The organism is Pseudomonas sp. GW821-FHT09H03, from assembly GCF_059415945.1.
This window is the reverse complement of record NZ_JBWKOF010000011.1, coordinates 168433-184425: the sequence shown is the minus strand read 5'-3', so window position 1 is coordinate 184425 and position 15993 is coordinate 168433. Positions and strand designations below refer to the sequence as shown.

The 15993-nt window shown below is 57.4% G+C and carries 12 protein-coding genes and 1 tRNA gene; 8 read left to right on the top strand and 5 right to left on the bottom strand.

Annotated elements, in window-relative coordinates:
* Nucleotides 1-408: 408 nt before the first annotated feature.
* From tig to AC07OG_RS17610, 8 genes are all read left to right on the top strand, one after another.
* Nucleotides 409-1719 carry a trigger factor gene (gene tig, locus AC07OG_RS17645; RefSeq protein ID WP_060543421.1) on the top strand — a complete coding sequence of 437 codons (1311 nt, stop codon included), beginning with the start codon at nucleotides 409-411 and terminating at the stop codon, nucleotides 1717-1719.
* Nucleotides 1720-1811: 92 nt separating this feature from the next.
* Nucleotides 1812-2447, top strand: coding sequence for an ATP-dependent Clp endopeptidase proteolytic subunit ClpP (gene clpP / locus AC07OG_RS17640; protein WP_060543422.1), 636 nt, complete (start codon nucleotides 1812-1814; stop codon nucleotides 2445-2447).
* 113 nt (nucleotides 2448-2560) lie between these two features.
* Nucleotides 2561-3844, top strand: coding sequence for an ATP-dependent Clp protease ATP-binding subunit ClpX (gene clpX / locus AC07OG_RS17635; RefSeq protein WP_060543423.1), 1284 nt, complete (start codon nucleotides 2561-2563; stop codon nucleotides 3842-3844).
* A 239-nt stretch (nucleotides 3845-4083) separates the two neighbouring features.
* A complete protein-coding gene (gene lon, locus AC07OG_RS17630) occupies nucleotides 4084-6480 on the top strand; it encodes an endopeptidase La (RefSeq protein WP_060543425.1) in 2397 nt (798 codons plus the stop codon).
* A 150-nt stretch (nucleotides 6481-6630) separates the two neighbouring features.
* Nucleotides 6631-6903, top strand: a complete 273-nt coding sequence (locus tag AC07OG_RS17625; RefSeq protein ID WP_002552737.1) for an HU family DNA-binding protein — start codon at nucleotides 6631-6633, stop codon at nucleotides 6901-6903.
* 54 nt (nucleotides 6904-6957) lie between these two features.
* Nucleotides 6958-7033, top strand: a tRNA-OTHER gene (locus AC07OG_RS17620).
* A gap of 102 nt (nucleotides 7034-7135) precedes the next feature.
* Nucleotides 7136-9007 carry a SurA N-terminal domain-containing protein gene (locus tag AC07OG_RS17615; RefSeq protein ID WP_495067614.1) on the top strand — a complete coding sequence of 624 codons (1872 nt, stop codon included), beginning with the start codon at nucleotides 7136-7138 and terminating at the stop codon, nucleotides 9005-9007.
* A 252-nt stretch (nucleotides 9008-9259) separates the two neighbouring features.
* Nucleotides 9260-10144: a DUF2242 domain-containing protein gene (locus tag AC07OG_RS17610; RefSeq protein WP_495067613.1), complete on the top strand. Its 885-nt coding sequence runs from the start codon at nucleotides 9260-9262 to the stop codon at nucleotides 10142-10144.
* Nucleotides 10145-10502: 358 nt separating this feature from the next.
* On the opposite strand, the gene AC07OG_RS17605 is transcribed toward AC07OG_RS17610, so the two are convergent.
* The 5 genes from AC07OG_RS17605 to AC07OG_RS17585 all read right to left on the bottom strand — a co-directional run bounded on the left by AC07OG_RS17605 (nucleotide 10503) and on the right by AC07OG_RS17585 (nucleotide 15872).
* Nucleotides 10503-11546, bottom strand: coding sequence for an AraC family transcriptional regulator (locus AC07OG_RS17605; RefSeq protein WP_060543428.1), 1044 nt, complete (start codon nucleotides 11544-11546; stop codon nucleotides 10503-10505).
* A 3-nt stretch (nucleotides 11547-11549) separates the two neighbouring features.
* Nucleotides 11550-12680 (bottom strand): carbon-nitrogen hydrolase family protein, encoded by a 1131-nt coding sequence (locus AC07OG_RS17600; protein WP_495067612.1) that lies wholly within the window; start codon nucleotides 12678-12680, stop codon nucleotides 11550-11552.
* 154 nt (nucleotides 12681-12834) lie between these two features.
* On the bottom strand, nucleotides 12835-13485 hold the full coding sequence (locus AC07OG_RS17595) for a TetR/AcrR family transcriptional regulator (RefSeq protein WP_082457609.1): 651 nt from the start codon (nucleotides 13483-13485) through the stop codon (nucleotides 12835-12837).
* Between the two features lie 78 nt (nucleotides 13486-13563).
* A complete protein-coding gene (locus AC07OG_RS17590; protein WP_177336997.1) occupies nucleotides 13564-14892 on the bottom strand; it encodes a spinster family MFS transporter in 1329 nt (442 codons plus the stop codon).
* Complete coding sequence (locus AC07OG_RS17585; protein ID WP_495067611.1) at nucleotides 14889-15872, bottom strand: flavin reductase; 984 nt, start codon at nucleotides 15870-15872, stop codon at nucleotides 14889-14891. Before AC07OG_RS17585 ends, AC07OG_RS17590 begins: the two co-directional genes overlap by 4 nt.
* Nucleotides 15873-15993: the final 121 nt, after the last annotated feature.

Below are 15993 nucleotides of genomic sequence, written 5' to 3'. Positions count from 1 at the left end.
CACCCCATATTTCGAAAAGGCGCCAGATTTAACAGTCTGGCGCCTTTTTTTGTTTTGGTGGTCCGAGTTTCGGCGACCGCGGGTTCCGGGTCGCAGGGTGGGGCGTTTCGTCGTATTTGTGTTTCTCGATGATGCCGCGCTGCCCGCCGGTCTTGCACGCAGGGCTGGCTGTCAGGGAAATGATTGGCAACGCTTCTATATAAGGAAGGGTTGGCGCAGAGCCTTGGCGTCTTTGGCTGTATTCGTCACGGGAGCGGGGTGCATTCGTGCATTCGCACCTATAAATTGCCTGCTGCGTTTTTACCCGTTTTCAGTAGGGTGACTTCTTGAGTTTGACCCACTAGAATGCATGCCCTTGATTCTGGGGTCGGAAACGGCCGGCTAACGTCTGTGCAACGAGGAATATCCATGCAAGTTTCTGTTGAAAATACTACTGCTCTTGAGCGCCGCATGAGCGTCACCGTGCCGGCTGAGCGCATCGAGAGCCAGGTCAACAAGCGTCTGCAGCAGACCGCCCAAAAGGCCAAGATTGCTGGCTTCCGTCCAGGCAAAGTGCCAATGAGCGAAATCAAGCGCCGCTTTGGTGCTGATGCTCGCCAGGAAGCTGTAGGCGACGTGATCCAGTCTTCCTTCTATGAAGCTGTGGTTGAGCAGAAGCTGAACCCGGCTGGTTCGCCTTCGATCGAGCCTAAATCCCTGGAAGCTGGCAAGGATCTGGAATACGTCGCAGTTTTCGAAGTGTTCCCTGAGTTCACCGTTGCCGGTTTCGACGGTATCACCGTAGAGCGCCTGAGCGCTGACGTGACCGATGCCGATCTGGACAAGATGCTGGAAATCCTGCGCAAGCAGAACACTCGTTTCGAAGTGGCCGATCGCGCTGCCCAGAACGAAGACCAGCTGAACATCGATTTCGTCGGCAAGGTCGACGGTGAAGTGTTCGCTGGTGGTTCCGCCAAGGGTACTCAGCTGGTTCTGGGTTCCGGCCGTATGATCCCTGGCTTCGAAGACGGTCTGGTTGGCGCTAAAGCCGGCGAAGAGCGCGTTCTGAACCTGACCTTCCCAGAGGACTACCAGAACCTCGACCTGGCTGGCAAAACCGCTGAGTTCACCGTTACCGTGAACACTGTTTCCGAGCCAAAACTGCCAGAACTGACCGAAGAATTCTTCGCTCAATTCGGCATCAAGGAAACCGGCCTGGAAGGCTTCCGCACCGAAGTTCGCAAGAACATGGAGCGCGAACTGCGTCAGGCGATCAAATCCAAGGTCAAGAATCAGGTAATGGACGGTCTGCTGGCCACCAACCCGATCGAAGTACCAAAGGCTCTGCTGTCCAACGAAGTTGACCGTCTGCGTGTGCAGGCTGTTCAGCAGTTCGGTGGCAACATCAAGCCTGACCAACTGCCGGCCGAGCTGTTCGAAGAACAAGCCAAGCGCCGCGTGGTGCTAGGTCTGATCGTGGCTGAAGTGGTCAAGCAATTCGACCTCAAGCCAGACGAAGCCCGCGTTCGCGAGATGATTCAGGAAATGGCTTCGGCCTACCAGGAGCCTGAGCAAGTTGTATCCTGGTACTACAAAAACGACCAGCAACTGAACGAAGTCCGTTCGGTTGTGCTGGAAGAGCAAGTTGTGGATACTGTTCTGCAGAAAGCTAGCGTGACCGACAAATCGGTCTCTTACGAAGAAGCGGTCAAGCCGGTAGAAGCTCCACAAGCCGACTGATTGATTTTGCGTTAGAAGCACACACCATAAGCCAGCTCTCGAGCTGGCTTATGCGTATTCAAGACATAACTATTTGGGAGTGACTGCAGAGCATGTTCCGTAATTCCTATATTCAGCAGAACTCTGATATCCAGGCCGCAGGCGGCCTGGTCCCGATGGTTGTCGAGCAGTCCGCTCGTGGCGAGCGCGCCTACGACATCTATTCGCGCCTCCTCAAGGAGCGAGTGATCTTTCTGGTGGGCCCTGTAGAGGACTACATGGCCAACCTGATCTGTGCGCAACTGCTGTTCCTTGAAGCGGAAAACCCGGACAAGGACATCCATCTCTACATCAACTCCCCGGGTGGTTCGGTGACAGCGGGCATGTCGATCTACGACACCATGCAGTTCATCAAGCCAAACGTGTCGACCACCTGTATCGGTCAGGCGTGCAGCATGGGCGCGTTCCTGCTGACAGCCGGAGCACAAGGCAAGCGTTACTGCCTGCCGAACTCGCGCGTGATGATTCACCAGCCACTGGGCGGTTTCCAGGGCCAGGCGTCGGATATCGAAATCCATGCCAAGGAAATCCTCTTCATTCGCGAGCGTCTCAACACGCTGATGGCCAAGCACAGCGGTCGCACTCTGGAAGAAATCGAGCGCGATACCAACCGCGACAACTTCATGAGTGCAGAGGCTGCGAAGGAATACGGGTTGATCGACGAAGTGATCAACCAGCGCCCAGCTTAAAAATAAGCAGCTCAAAATAGGCTTGGTCGGCGCGTCTGATCAGCGGCGGGCTTGAAAAAGCCCGCAATAGCCTTCATCTTGTGTTGCAAGCCTATCGGATTTGGATCGAACGAATGACTGACACCCGCAACGGCGAGGACAACGGCAAGCTGCTCTATTGCTCCTTCTGTGGCAAAAGCCAGCATGAAGTACGCAAATTGATTGCCGGCCCCTCGGTCTTTATCTGCGACGAGTGCGTCGACCTGTGCAATGACATCATCCGTGAGGAGGTGCAGGAAGCCCAGGCCGAAAGCAACGCGCATAAATTGCCTTCGCCCAAAGAAATCAGCGGCATCCTCGATCAGTATGTGATTGGTCAGGAGCGTGCGAAAAAGGTTCTGGCCGTAGCGGTGTACAACCACTACAAGCGCCTGAACCAGCGTGACAAAAAGAATGACGACGTCGAACTCGGCAAGAGCAACATCCTGCTGATCGGCCCGACAGGCTCGGGTAAGACCCTGCTTGCCGAAACACTGGCCCGCTTGCTGAACGTTCCGTTCACCATCGCCGACGCAACCACCCTCACCGAGGCGGGTTATGTGGGTGAGGATGTCGAGAACATCATTCAGAAGCTGCTGCAGAAGTGCGACTACGACGTGGAAAAGGCCCAGATGGGCATTGTCTACATCGATGAAATCGACAAGATTTCGCGCAAGTCTGACAACCCGTCCATCACCCGGGACGTTTCCGGTGAAGGCGTGCAGCAGGCCCTGCTCAAGTTGATCGAAGGCACGGTCGCTTCCGTTCCGCCTCAAGGCGGTCGCAAGCATCCACAGCAGGAATTCCTGCAGGTCGACACCCGTAACATCCTGTTCATCTGCGGTGGTGCGTTCTCCGGTCTGGAAAAGGTCATTCAAAACCGTTCCACCAAAGGCGGCATCGGTTTCAACGCAGAAGTGCGCAGCAAGGAAGAAGGCAAGAAGGTGGGCGAGTCCCTGCGTGAAGTCGAACCTGACGATCTGGTCAAGTTCGGTCTGATCCCGGAATTCGTCGGTCGTCTGCCGGTGCTTGCCACGCTGGACGAGCTTGATGAGGCTGCGTTGATGCAGATTCTCACCGAGCCGAAAAATGCCCTGACCAAGCAATATGCCAAGCTGTTCGAGATGGAGGGCGTTGATCTGGAATTCCGTTCCGACGCTCTGAAATCGGTCGCCAAGCGTGCCCTGGAGCGTAAAACCGGTGCCCGTGGCCTGCGCTCGATTCTCGAAGGTGTATTGCTCGACACTATGTATGAAATCCCCTCGCAGTCCGAGGTGAGTAAAGTAGTGATCGATGAAAGCGTAATTGAAGGCAAGTCCAAGCCACTGTATATCTACGAAAACAGTGAGCCTGCTGCCAAGGCCGCGCCAGACGCTTAAGCGTCACGCAGTCGGTACAAAGCAGCCGTTACATAGAAGGGGCCTTCGGGCCCCTTTGCTTTTGTGGGAGCTGGCCTGCCAGCGATGGCGGCCTGGCAGCCGACCATTTTCTCAAACTTCATCAGGCTGCGATCTTTTACTGCTTTTATCCGCTTGTTTTTTTCTAAACAAGCCCCCATCTTGGTTTCAGGCTTAATTCCATCTGTTTACGGCCTTACGGCCGCCGTAGAGGCGAAATCATGAAGACAACCATCGAATTGCCTCTCCTGCCATTGCGTGATGTCGTGGTTTATCCGCACATGGTTATCCCGCTGTTCGTGGGGCGCGAGAAATCCATCGAAGCCCTCGAAGCTGCGATGACGGGCGACAAGCAGATTCTTCTGCTGGCCCAAAAGAACCCCGCGGACGACGATCCCGGTGAAGATGCGCTATATCGCGTGGGTACCATTGCCACTGTCCTGCAGTTGCTCAAACTGCCAGACGGTACGGTCAAGGTTCTGGTCGAAGGCGAACAGCGCGGCGCCGTGGAGCGCTTCAGCGAAGTGGACGGCCATTGCCGCGCCGAAGTCTCGCTGATCGACGAAGTCGACGCACCGGAGCGCGAATCCGAAGTCTTCGTGCGCAGCCTGCTGTCGCAGTTCGAGCAATATGTGCAGTTGGGCAAGAAAGTCCCCGCTGAAGTCCTGTCGTCGCTCAACAGCATCGACGAGCCAGGTCGCCTGGTGGACACCATGGCCGCGCATATGGCCCTGAAGATCGAGCAGAAGCAGGAAATCCTCGAAATCATTGATCTGTCGGCCCGGGTCGAGCACGTGCTGGCGTTGCTGGATGGCGAGATCGATCTGCTGCAGGTCGAAAAGCGCATTCGCGGTCGCGTCAAGAAACAAATGGAGCGCAGTCAGCGCGAGTACTACCTGAACGAGCAGATGAAGGCCATTCAGAAAGAGCTCGGCGACAGCGACGAAGGCCACAACGAAGTCGAAGAGCTGAAAAAGCGTATCGATGCCGCCGGCCTGCCAAAAGACGCGTTGGCGAAGGCTACCGCTGAACTGAACAAGCTCAAGCAAATGTCGCCGATGTCGGCGGAAGCCACCGTGGTGCGTTCGTACATCGACTGGCTGGTTCAGGTGCCATGGAAAGCCCAGAGCAAGGTGCGCCTGGACCTGGCGCGTGCAGAAGACATTCTGGACGCCGACCACTACGGTCTTGAAGAAGTCAAAGAACGGATCCTCGAATACCTCGCCGTGCAAAAGCGCGTGAAGAAGATTCGTGGTCCGGTGCTGTGCCTGGTTGGCCCTCCAGGGGTTGGTAAAACGTCCCTGGCGGAGTCGATTGCTCATGCCACCAACCGCAAGTTCGTGCGCATGGCCCTTGGCGGTGTGCGTGATGAAGCGGAAATTCGTGGTCATCGCCGTACATACATCGGTTCGATGCCAGGAAGATTGATTCAAAAGATGACAAAAGTGGGTGTGCGCAACCCGCTGTTCCTGCTCGATGAAATCGACAAGATGGGTAGTGACATGCGCGGCGATCCTGCATCGGCGTTGCTGGAAGTACTTGATCCGGAGCAAAACCACAGCTTCAACGACCACTATCTGGAAGTCGATTACGACCTCTCCGATGTGATGTTCCTGTGCACCTCCAACTCCATGAACATTCCGCCAGCGTTGCTGGACCGGATGGAAGTGATTCGTCTGCCGGGCTACACCGAAGACGAGAAGATCAACATCGCCGTCAAATACCTTTCGCCCAAGCAGATTACGGCAAACGGCCTGAAGAAAGGCGAGCTGGAATTCGACGCCGAAGCCATCCGCGACATCATTCGCTACTACACCCGCGAAGCCGGTGTGCGTGGTCTGGAGCGCCAGATTGCCAAGGTGTGCCGCAAGGCCGTCAAGGAGCATGCACTGGAAAAACGCTTCTCGGTGAAGGTCACGGCAGACATGCTCGAGCACTTCCTCGGCGTGCGTAAATTCCGCTATGGCCTGGCTGAACAGCAGGATCAGATCGGTCAGGTAACCGGGCTGGCGTGGACTCAGGTCGGTGGCGAATTGCTGACCATCGAAGCCGCTGTCGTACCAGGCAAAGGCCAGTTGATCAAGACCGGTTCCCTGGGGGACGTGATGGTCGAATCGATCACCGCAGCCCTGACCGTTGTGCGCAGTCGGGCGAAGAGCCTGGGGATCCCCCTGGACTTCCACGAGAAGCGCGACACCCACATCCACATGCCGGAAGGGGCGACGCCCAAAGACGGTCCTAGCGCCGGTGTGGGCATGTGCACGGCACTGGTATCGGCCTTGACCGGGATTCCGGTACGCGCTGATGTCGCCATGACCGGTGAAATCACCTTGCGTGGCCAGGTGCTGGCGATTGGCGGTTTAAAAGAAAAACTGCTCGCGGCACATCGTGGCGGAATCAAGACGGTGATCATTCCTGAAGAGAACGTGCGCGATCTGAAGGAGATTCCGGACAATATCAAGCAGGATCTACAGATTAAACCGGTTAAATGGATTGACGAGGTCCTGCAAATTGCGCTGCAATACGCGCCGGAGCCCTTGCCGGATGTGGCTCCGGAGATAGTCGCGAAGGATGAGAAACGCGACTCGGATTCCAAGGAAAGAATCAGCACGCATTAGTACGTATTTGCCTGGGGGGCTTCCTTGACAGTTTTTTAGAGCCCTTGTTATAAAGCGGCTCTTAAGTGTCTGTAGGCCATTCAGCACTGGTTTTTGCTTTTACCAAAAAAACTTAGAATCATACTCAAATAGATAGTAAGGGGACTTAGAGTGAACAAGTCGGAACTGATTGATGCTATCGCTGCATCCGCTGATATCCCGAAAGCTGCTGCCGGCCGTGCGCTGGACGCTGTAATCGAATCCGTCACTGGCGCTCTCAAGGCTGGCGACTCCGTGGTTCTGGTTGGTTTCGGCACTTTCTCCGTAACCGATCGTCCAGCTCGCATTGGTCGTAACCCACAGACCGGTAAGACGCTGGAAATCGCAGCAGCCAAAAAACCAGGTTTCAAAGCCGGTAAAGCACTGAAAGAAGCTGTCAACTAAGTTTCGTTTCAGTTTTTTGCCCATCCGGGTCGGGGTCATGCCTGACCTGGCAGCGGAGCGGCAGTCTGGACGGCAGTTGCCGATTCAAGACGCCGAGGGTCGCGAGTTCGAGCCTCGATCCGCTCCGCCAGTTACGAGAAGGCGCATCCTCGGATGCGCCTTTCTTCTATCCGGATACTACCCACGCTCCACGGTTGCCTAATTTTGAAGTTCAACCGTTTCTGGGGGACGCATGCTGCAGAATATCAGGGACAATTCACAAGGCTGGATTGCCAAGACCATTATCGGGGTCATCGTTGCACTGATGGCGCTGACCGGTTTCGACGCCATTTTTCAGGCCACGACGAGCAAGAATGAAGCGGCGAAGGTCAATGGCGAAGAAATCAGCCAGAACGAGCTGAGCCAGGCGGTCGATATGCAACGCCGTCAACTCATGCAACAGCTGGGCAAGGATTTCGATGCATCCTTGCTTGACGAAAAAATGCTGCGCGAATCGGCTCTCAAAGGCCTGATCGATCGCAAGCTGCTGCTGCAAGGCGCAGAAAATTCGAAGTTCGCTTTTTCCGAAGCGGCGCTGGACCAGGTCATCCTGCAAACACCTGAATTTCAGGTGGATGGCAAATTCAGCCCCGAGCGTTTCGATCAGGTGATTCGTCAACTGGGCTACAGCCGTATGCAATTCCGCCAGATGCTGGCTCAGGAAATGCTGATCGGTCAATTGCGTGCCGGTGTGGCGGGTAGCGGTTTCGTCACCGATGCACAGGTGCTGGCATTCGCCCGTCTGGAAAAACAGACCCGCGATTTCGCTTCCCTGAACATCAAGGCTGACCCGGCGGCTGTGAAGCTGACCGACGAAGAGGTCAAGGCCTACTACGACGAACACGCCAAGGAATTCATGACGCCGGATCAGGTGATCATCGATTACCTCGAGTTGAAGAAGTCTTCCTTCTTCGATCAGGTCAGCGTCAAGGACGAAGACCTGCAGGCGGCGTATCAGAAAGAAATCGCCAACCTGTCGGAGCAACGCCGGGCTGCGCACATTCTGATCGAAGTCAACGACAAGACCACCGAAGCGCAGGCCAAGGCCAGGATTGACGAGGTTCAGGCGCGTTTGGCCAAGGGTGAGACATTCGAGGCGCTGGCCAAGGAGTTCTCCCAGGATCCAGGTTCGGCCAACAATGGCGGTGACCTTGGTTTTGCCGGTCCTGGCGTCTACGACCCGGCGTTCGAAACAGCACTGTACGCGCTGAACAAGGACCAGGTTTCGGCGCCGGTTCGCACCGATTTCGGTTTCCACCTGATCAAGCTGCTGGGCGTGGAAGCGCCAGAAGTGCCGACGTTCGCCAGCCTGAAAGACAAGCTGACCCGTACGCTGAAGACCCAGGAGGTCGAACAGCGTTTCGTCGAGGCGAGCAAGCAACTGGAAGATGCCGCGTTCGAGGCTTCCGATCTGGCCCAGCCGGCGCAGGACCTGAAGCTGACCGTTCACACCTCCAAAGCGTTTGGTCGTGAAGGGGGTGAGGGCGTCACAGCTAACCGTGGTGTGATCACTGCCGCGTTCAGCCCTGAAGTGTTGGATGAAGGTGCCAACAGCACTGCCATCGAGCTCGATCCGGAAACCGTGATCGTGCTGCGCGCCAAGGAGCACCTGAAGCCTTCGCAATTGCCGCTGGAAAGCGTCGCTGCAGCCATTCGCGTGCAGTTGGCCAAGGAGCACGCCAGCGCTGATGCCAAGACCAAGGCTGAAGCCCTGATTGCCAGCTTGCGCGATGGCAAGACCCCGCTGACCCAGGCGGTAGACGGCCAGAGCTGGAAAGTCACTGAAGCGGCTACCCGTGCTCAGGAAGGGGTCGACCCTGCTGTGCTGCAAGCGTTGTTCCGCATGCCGAAACCGGCTGCCAAGGACAAACCGACCTTCACCAGCGTGACGCTGGCGGATGGCAGCCTGGTGGTCGTGCGTCTCAATGGCGTGAACGAAGCGGCAGCACCGACTGAAGAAGAGAAAGCGCAATACCGCCGCTACCTCGCTTCCCGTGTCGGCCAGCAAGACTTCGCGGCTTACCGCAAGCAACTGGAAAGCCAGGCTGACATCAAGAAGTACTGATGACTGACTGAGTGTTGCGTTTCATAAAAACCCCGGCCATTGGTCGGGGTTTTTTTTCATCAAGATCAAAAGATCACAGCCTTTGTAGACGCTGCCGCAGGCTGCGATCTTTTGATCTTTTGCTATGCCCCGGCAACTTCCCGCATGGAAGGCAGTCAACACACCTGTAACCGTTTCAAGACACAATCGATGCTCCCTCAGGCATCGTTCTGTTGCACAATACGCCCCGGACTGTTTCCCTCAGGATGTTCAATGTTTAAATCATTTCCCGTGCGGGTTGTCGGGCTGGCAATCGTGCTGGCCGCTGCGGCCGGTTGTTCGTCAGAGAAAGCCGCGATCTATGAGCATGAGAAGTTCGATGACTCCGGAACCTATTCGCGCAATTATCCGGTGACTGACGCGCAGAGCTGTGAAGCCGCGCGTCGGGCCTTGCTCAGTCAGGGTTACATCATCACCAGCAGCGATCCGAAACTCATCAGCGGCCACAAGAGCTTCCAGCAGACCGGCGAAAACCACATGGAGATCAGCTTCAGTGTGGTCTGTACCGATGATGGCAGCGAAGGCCATCACGCGACCGTGTTCGCCAACGCCCTGCAGGATCGCTATGCGCTGAAGAAGACCAACAACTCCGCCAGTCTTGGCGTGGGTGTGCTGGGCTCGGTATCGATGCCGATCGGCTCCTCTGACGACTCGATGGTCAAGGTGGCCAGCGAAACGGTCACCTCGGCCAAGTTCTATGAGCGTTTTTTTGCCCTGATCGAATTGTTCCTGCCGCCGGAAGCAAAGAAGGCTGCGCACATTATCGAAAAGCCGAAAACCGACCTGGGTGTGCCTGAAGTCAAAGCTGCACCGGCACCAATAGCCCCAGCCCCAGCTCCAGCCCCAGCGTCGGCACCTGCCGCTGAACAGATCCCGGCTGCCCCGGCACCCGCTGAGCCAACACCGGAACCAGCTCCTGTCGAAACCGCGCCAGCGGTTTCCGAACCGTTTGCTCCACCACCTGAAGCGGCACCGATCACCCCGGTCGAAAACACAGCGCCGGCACCGTCCGCTGAAATCATCACGCCGCCGGCCAACCCAAGCGACCTGCCTCCACCGAGCGAACCGATTCCGGCGATTCCCGTCTCCGGCCAGTAAAGACCTGCAACGTTACGGGGTCGGCTCATGGGACGCCGACCCCATAACTTCGCGACAATTGATCGGCATCAACCAACAGGCTTGGCCCTGCGCCCTGCAGCAAAAAACCAGTGATAAATTCCTGACCGCCTGCTACGTTTTATTCAGTAGCTACGCAGCGTCGTGCCCATGTCATTTTTCTTTCACGCGGGCACTTTATGCTGAAAATGCAGGTCATTTATTCAGACGTTTTTTGACAAGCTGTGGGGGATTCAATAATGGACGATTATCAGGAAGAGCTGCTCGAATACCAGGCCTTCGAACTGGACCCGGTGGAACCAGCAGAAGACGCCACCGAGTTGTAATCAACGCTGCAGCTTCAGGCTGACTTTCTATGACTTCGGCGAAACTCGCCGGGCGTCTGGCCGCTCCAGCGTTTGAATGCCCGTTGAAACGCTTCGGCTGAGGCAAAGCCCAGCAAGTAGGCGATCTCACCGAATGCCAGTTCGGTGTCGCGAATGTAGGTCATGGCCAGGTCACGGCGCGTGTCGTTGAGAATCGCGCGAAACTGCGTGCCTTCTTCCGCGAGTTTGCGGCGCAAGGTCCAGGTGGGCAGCTTCAGGCGTGCCGCCACTTCCTCAAGGTCGGGTTCCCGGCCACCACTGAGCAACGGCCCCAGCAGGGCGATGATGCGTTCACGCAGGCTGCGGGTGCGGGTCAGTTGTTCCAGCTCCCGTTCACACAATTGCAGCAAATGGCGCCAGGTGCTCGGGCAGTGCTCAGGGTTGCGTTGGGCCAGGCTGGCCAGGCTCAGGCGCAGTTGATTGTGTTCGGCGCCAAACTGGATCGGACAATCGCCCAGCACGTCGTCATAGACTGCGCGGTAAACGGGCGGCTCGAACTCTATTTCGATCCGTTCGGCCCGCAGTGGGGCAGGGCTGACGCTCGATAGCTGCTGCAACCAGCCAGCGATGATCGAGTCCACCACGAAGCGGTTGTAGCTGTTGTAGGGGCTGATGGAGTAAAAGCGCAGCCAGGCGCCCTGGGCGTCCTCGTGAAAGCTCGATTGACCACGATAGTTGGAGCCGTACAAAGCTTCGAAGCGAATCAGGCAGCGCGCAGCTTCTCGCACCGTCGGCGCCTGGGCGGCGGTGACACCGGCAAGACCGGCCTGGCTCAGGCGGCTGAGCTGGCCCATGCGCAAGCCCAGCGCCGGGTTGGCGGTCAGTTGGATAGCGCCGTGACCCAGGCGCATGTAGCGCGGAATCGACAGTCGGGCCCCGGCTTCACTCAGGCGCGCCGCATCGAGGCCGTATTGATCGAGCAGGGGCTGTGGATCGACACCATGGCTGCGTACGGCATCGGCCAGGCTATGGACGAAGCCTACGGACAGATCGCCAAGACGCATCGGCAGCGGCTTCATCGCTTACAACCACAGGTTCAGCAGACGCGCACCGCGGGCGTTACCATCGCTAAATTGCTGGCCGTTACTGTTGAGAAAGCTTTGCCCGGCGCTGCCCTGGTCCCAGAACTGCCCCCGCATGAACACACTCATGCCGGCAATGGCCTGATTGGCCGGTGTCCGCGTGGTGACAGTCAGTCGTTGCCAGGCCTGGCCTTCGCTGAGTTCCCCGGATTTGAGGCTCACGGAATCCGGAGTCGAGGAGCCACGGAAACCGCGCCACGGCTGCTCCCAGGCGCCGCGTCCCGTCACGAACGCCGGCACCGCGACCAACTGCACGCTCTGATCATCGAGCTTGCGGTAGTTATCCGGATACCAGCTGTCGCGGCCAATCAGCACACCAAGACGCCCGGCCGGTGTGTCGACGACATTAACCGAATGTTCGGTGTTGGCCTTGATCCCGTCCGGTCCCGCAAAGACGGGATACATCTGGCGCTGGGGCTGGCCAATCGGCAGGCCGTCGCGGTTGAACACCACGCTGCTGTTGTACAGCGCGCCGCGACCGATTTTCAGCCTGCCGTCGATGATGCTGGGTTCAGGCAATACGATAGAGCCCGCCACCAGGGTTACGTGGAATTCCTTTGCCAGACCGCCGAACAGTGCCTGGTAGTCCTTGGCCATGGCCTTGGCCTTCATGCGCAGGTGCGCGTCGTCCAGGCGATTGCCGTCCTCGGCGCTGATCAGGGCACGCACGAACTTCAATGGATTGCTCGCCGCCAGCCAGTTCATCGCTTCCTTGATGGTGGCGGCCTGGTACAGCTCATCTTTTTCGCCGCTGACCATCAGCCAGGTGCCGACATGCTCGGGCAGCACAACGATGGTCTTGTCATTGAGCAGGCCCTGATCCCGGGCCTTCTGCAAATAGGCCGCCAGTTTGCGATGCAGGCGCTCGGGGCTTTGATAGTCGGTGGGGAACAGCTCGGGCTGGATGCCCAGCAGGTTGCCACGGTCGGCAGGTGTGCCCTGATCAATCGCCAGGTTGATGCGCAGGTCCGACAGGTAATGCCCCACCGGCCGATCCGCGGCCCACATGGCGTAGGTTGTCAGGGTGGCAATCAGTGCCATGGAAAATGTCAGGTACAGAAGTTTGCGCATGGGGAAACAGTCAACAGCCGTATTCAGGGTGCATGGCTTTTTATCGGCTTCAAGGATAAAGCGAATCAAGGAGTGAGTGGGGAAAATTGTGCTCGGCGATTTTTTGTCTTAAAAGTTTTGATTTTTCGCGTTGTATTTGAAGTCGCGGCATCGACTAATTTTGATGCAATCCTGGTTTTACAGATACCTCTAAGCCTTGAGCAGAGACCTTGTTGCTATTTGCGATAATGCACGTAACAACGTTTGTGAGCGCCTCTGTGAGTTGTGCTTCGGTTGTCTCGACGCTGTACCAATGTGACTGTCCGAATAACATCACAATGACTGCACTGGTGGTGGCGCAAATCTGCGCACCAGTGTTTCCTTCCTTGGCGTACTCATCCGTGATGATTTCGGTTAAAACAGAGCAATATCTGTTTTTCAGCTGAATAACCTGCTGCTGTTGTTCTTCATTGAGATTCGCAAATTCACGGGTGATCAGAACCAATTTGTACTTTTCATTAAAATGAAAAGCGATGAAAGCCTGGATGAACAGCTGCAAACGCTTGCCTGGGCTGCGCGCTCCCTTGATGCGACGCAAGGTGTCGAGCAATAAGTCGGACAATGCGGACTCAATAAGCTCGAATAACAATGACTGTTTGTTTTCGATGTGATGGTATAGCGATCCGGCATGCAGCCCGAGATAGCTCGCCAGATCTCGCAGGCCGATTGCTTGAAAGCCGCGTGTGGCGAAGAGTTCAAGCGCAGCATCAAGCAGTCGATCACGGGCGCTGTGTGTTGGATTGGCTAATGCGCTGTTAGTTGGCATGTGGATTGGTCAACTGCAAAAGGTTTGGCAAAATATCAAAGGCCTGCGGCAAAAGTGCTTGAGCTTGCACTGCCAGATTTAACTGCCGTGACGATAGTTGGTTTGGGAAGCATGGTGCGCGGTGCGCATCAGCAACAGCACCGCGCAAATCACTGGCAGGTTCACCAGCAACAGTGCATAGCGCAGTGACTCGTGACCAAACAGCGGTAGCAGCATATCGCTGAACAAGCCGGTTATCAGTGGCCCGACGCCGACCCCGAGCAGCGTACTCACGATGGTTTGCAGGGCCATGGCGGCACCGCGTTGGCCTGCTGGCACCAGTTGAGTGACGAGGTTGTAGGACGGGGCGACCCACCACACGGAAAAGAATGAATACAACGCGCACCAGAGCATGGCGACTGGAATCGGCACATTGCCCAGTCGAACCAGCAGGGAATCGGACCAAAGCAGATAGGGGATCAGCGCGCTGATTGCTGCCAGGTGGCCCAATACCGGAATCGAAACCTGCCAATGCGGATTGCGCCGGCACAGGCGGTCACTTAACCAGCCACTGAACAGGCCACCGATCCCGGCTGAGGTTCCACAGATTACCCCCGCCAGCAATCCGGCGTGCTGCAGTGACAAGCCGTGGGAGCGCATCAGGAAGGTGGTATTCCACATGCCGATGGCATAGGCGCTGAGCGTGGTCAGGCCGCCCGCGAGGATCAGGCAACGGTAGGCGGGCAAAGCCCAGAGCTTGCGTGCTTCGGCACGCATACCCAGGAGTGCGGGTTGCGAGTGGGGGTGTGGCGTAAGGTCCCAGCGACCGCGCTGCGGATCACGCACGACAAAGGCCAGGATGGCGCTGAACAACAGGGCCGGTAGGCCAAGGGCGATGAATGCGCTGCGCCAGCCATAGTGCTCCACCACCCAGGCGCCGATGCTCAAACCGATGATCGAGGAAAACGTCGGCGCGGCGGTAAAACAACTTATGGCGAATGAGCGTCGTTGCGGTGGATACAGGTCCGCGATCAACGACAGCGAAGCCGACGTCGTCGGCGATTCGCTGACGGCAACCAGCATTCGCGCAAAGGCCAGTGCCAGGAAGCTGCCAGCCAGCCCGCACGCCATGGTCGCCACTGCCCACAACAGGCAAGACATTGCCAGCAGGCGGATTCGCGGCATGCGGTCCACCAACCTTCCCGCTGGCAGACCCATCAGCGCATAGACGGCGGCGAACGCCAGGCCCGAGATCAAGCCGATGGCGGTGTCGCCGACCGCGAATTCGGCTTTGATCGGCTCGACCATGACCGCAAGAATTTGTCGCCCGACGAAGTTGTCGGCAAACACCATGGCCAGCAAAAATAGCAACCCATGGCTGCCCCAGCCGACACTGATCGGTGATGACAAACCTGCACGGGCGGTCATCGCGGCGCCCACAGATCAGGCAAGCCTGGGTCACTGACGACGATCAGGCGCTTGAGCAGAACCTTCAAGGCTTGTGCGTCAGCGGCGCCGAGCTTGACCGAGAGGTCTTCTTCCACGGCCTTGGCTATTGCCAGTTGATGGAGTGACACCTCGCGGCCCTGGGCCGTGAGGACAAAGCGGATCGAGTCTGCCGAACCCTCGAACGCGACCAGCCGCTGGCGTTCGAGAAAACGCATGCTTGCCAGGGTGACTTCGCGGCCGGTGTAGTTAACGAAAGTGTTGATTTCATCGAGGGTCAGGTTGTCGCGAATGCACAAAATCGAAAGGACAAAAAACGTCTGCTCGTCCAGCTGCTGATTGTTGAGCAACTGGCGCAAGGAATTGAGCACCTGGTAATGGCCGCGCCCCAACAGGTAGCCGAGCAAGTCTTCGGTGTAGCTGCATTCCGGTGGCGGCGGTGTGGTCGCCAGGCGCAGCTCGCTGCGAGGCTTGCGCGTGGCCAGAGCATATTGGCCACTCTGGAACGCCAGCGGAGCCCGGTTGCTGTGATCGAAGGCGAGTACTTCACCGACAAAAATCACGTGGTCGCCACCTTCGTACTGGAACGCCGTACGGCACTGGAAGCGCGCCGTGCAATCCTGCAGCAGCGGTGCCTCGCTGACGCCATTATCGAGCTCGATTTCGGCGAATTTGTTCTCGCCCTGGGTAGCGAAACGTCCTGACAGGGTTTCCTGCTCCGTGGACAGCACGTGCACGTTCCAATGCTTGCCGCTGCTGAACACCGGCAGGCTGCGCGCTTGCTTGGACAGGCTCCAGAGCACCAGCGGCGGGTTGAGTGAAACCGAGTTGAAGCTGTTGGCGGTGATGCCAACTGGCGAGCCGTCTTCGGACTGGGTAGTGATGATCGTGACCCCGGTGGTGAACGTGCCGAGCGCGGCACGAAATGCCTGGGGATCGAAGCTGATGTTTTGCATTGCCATGACTGGCCTCATGGGGTGGGGTTTTCGTATGGCCAGTATTGGACGTTTGCAGGCCCTGGGCATCGTCTCAACGGACTAACGTTGATATATGGCCTCGTCCGATTGGACGAGGCGGCGCAGC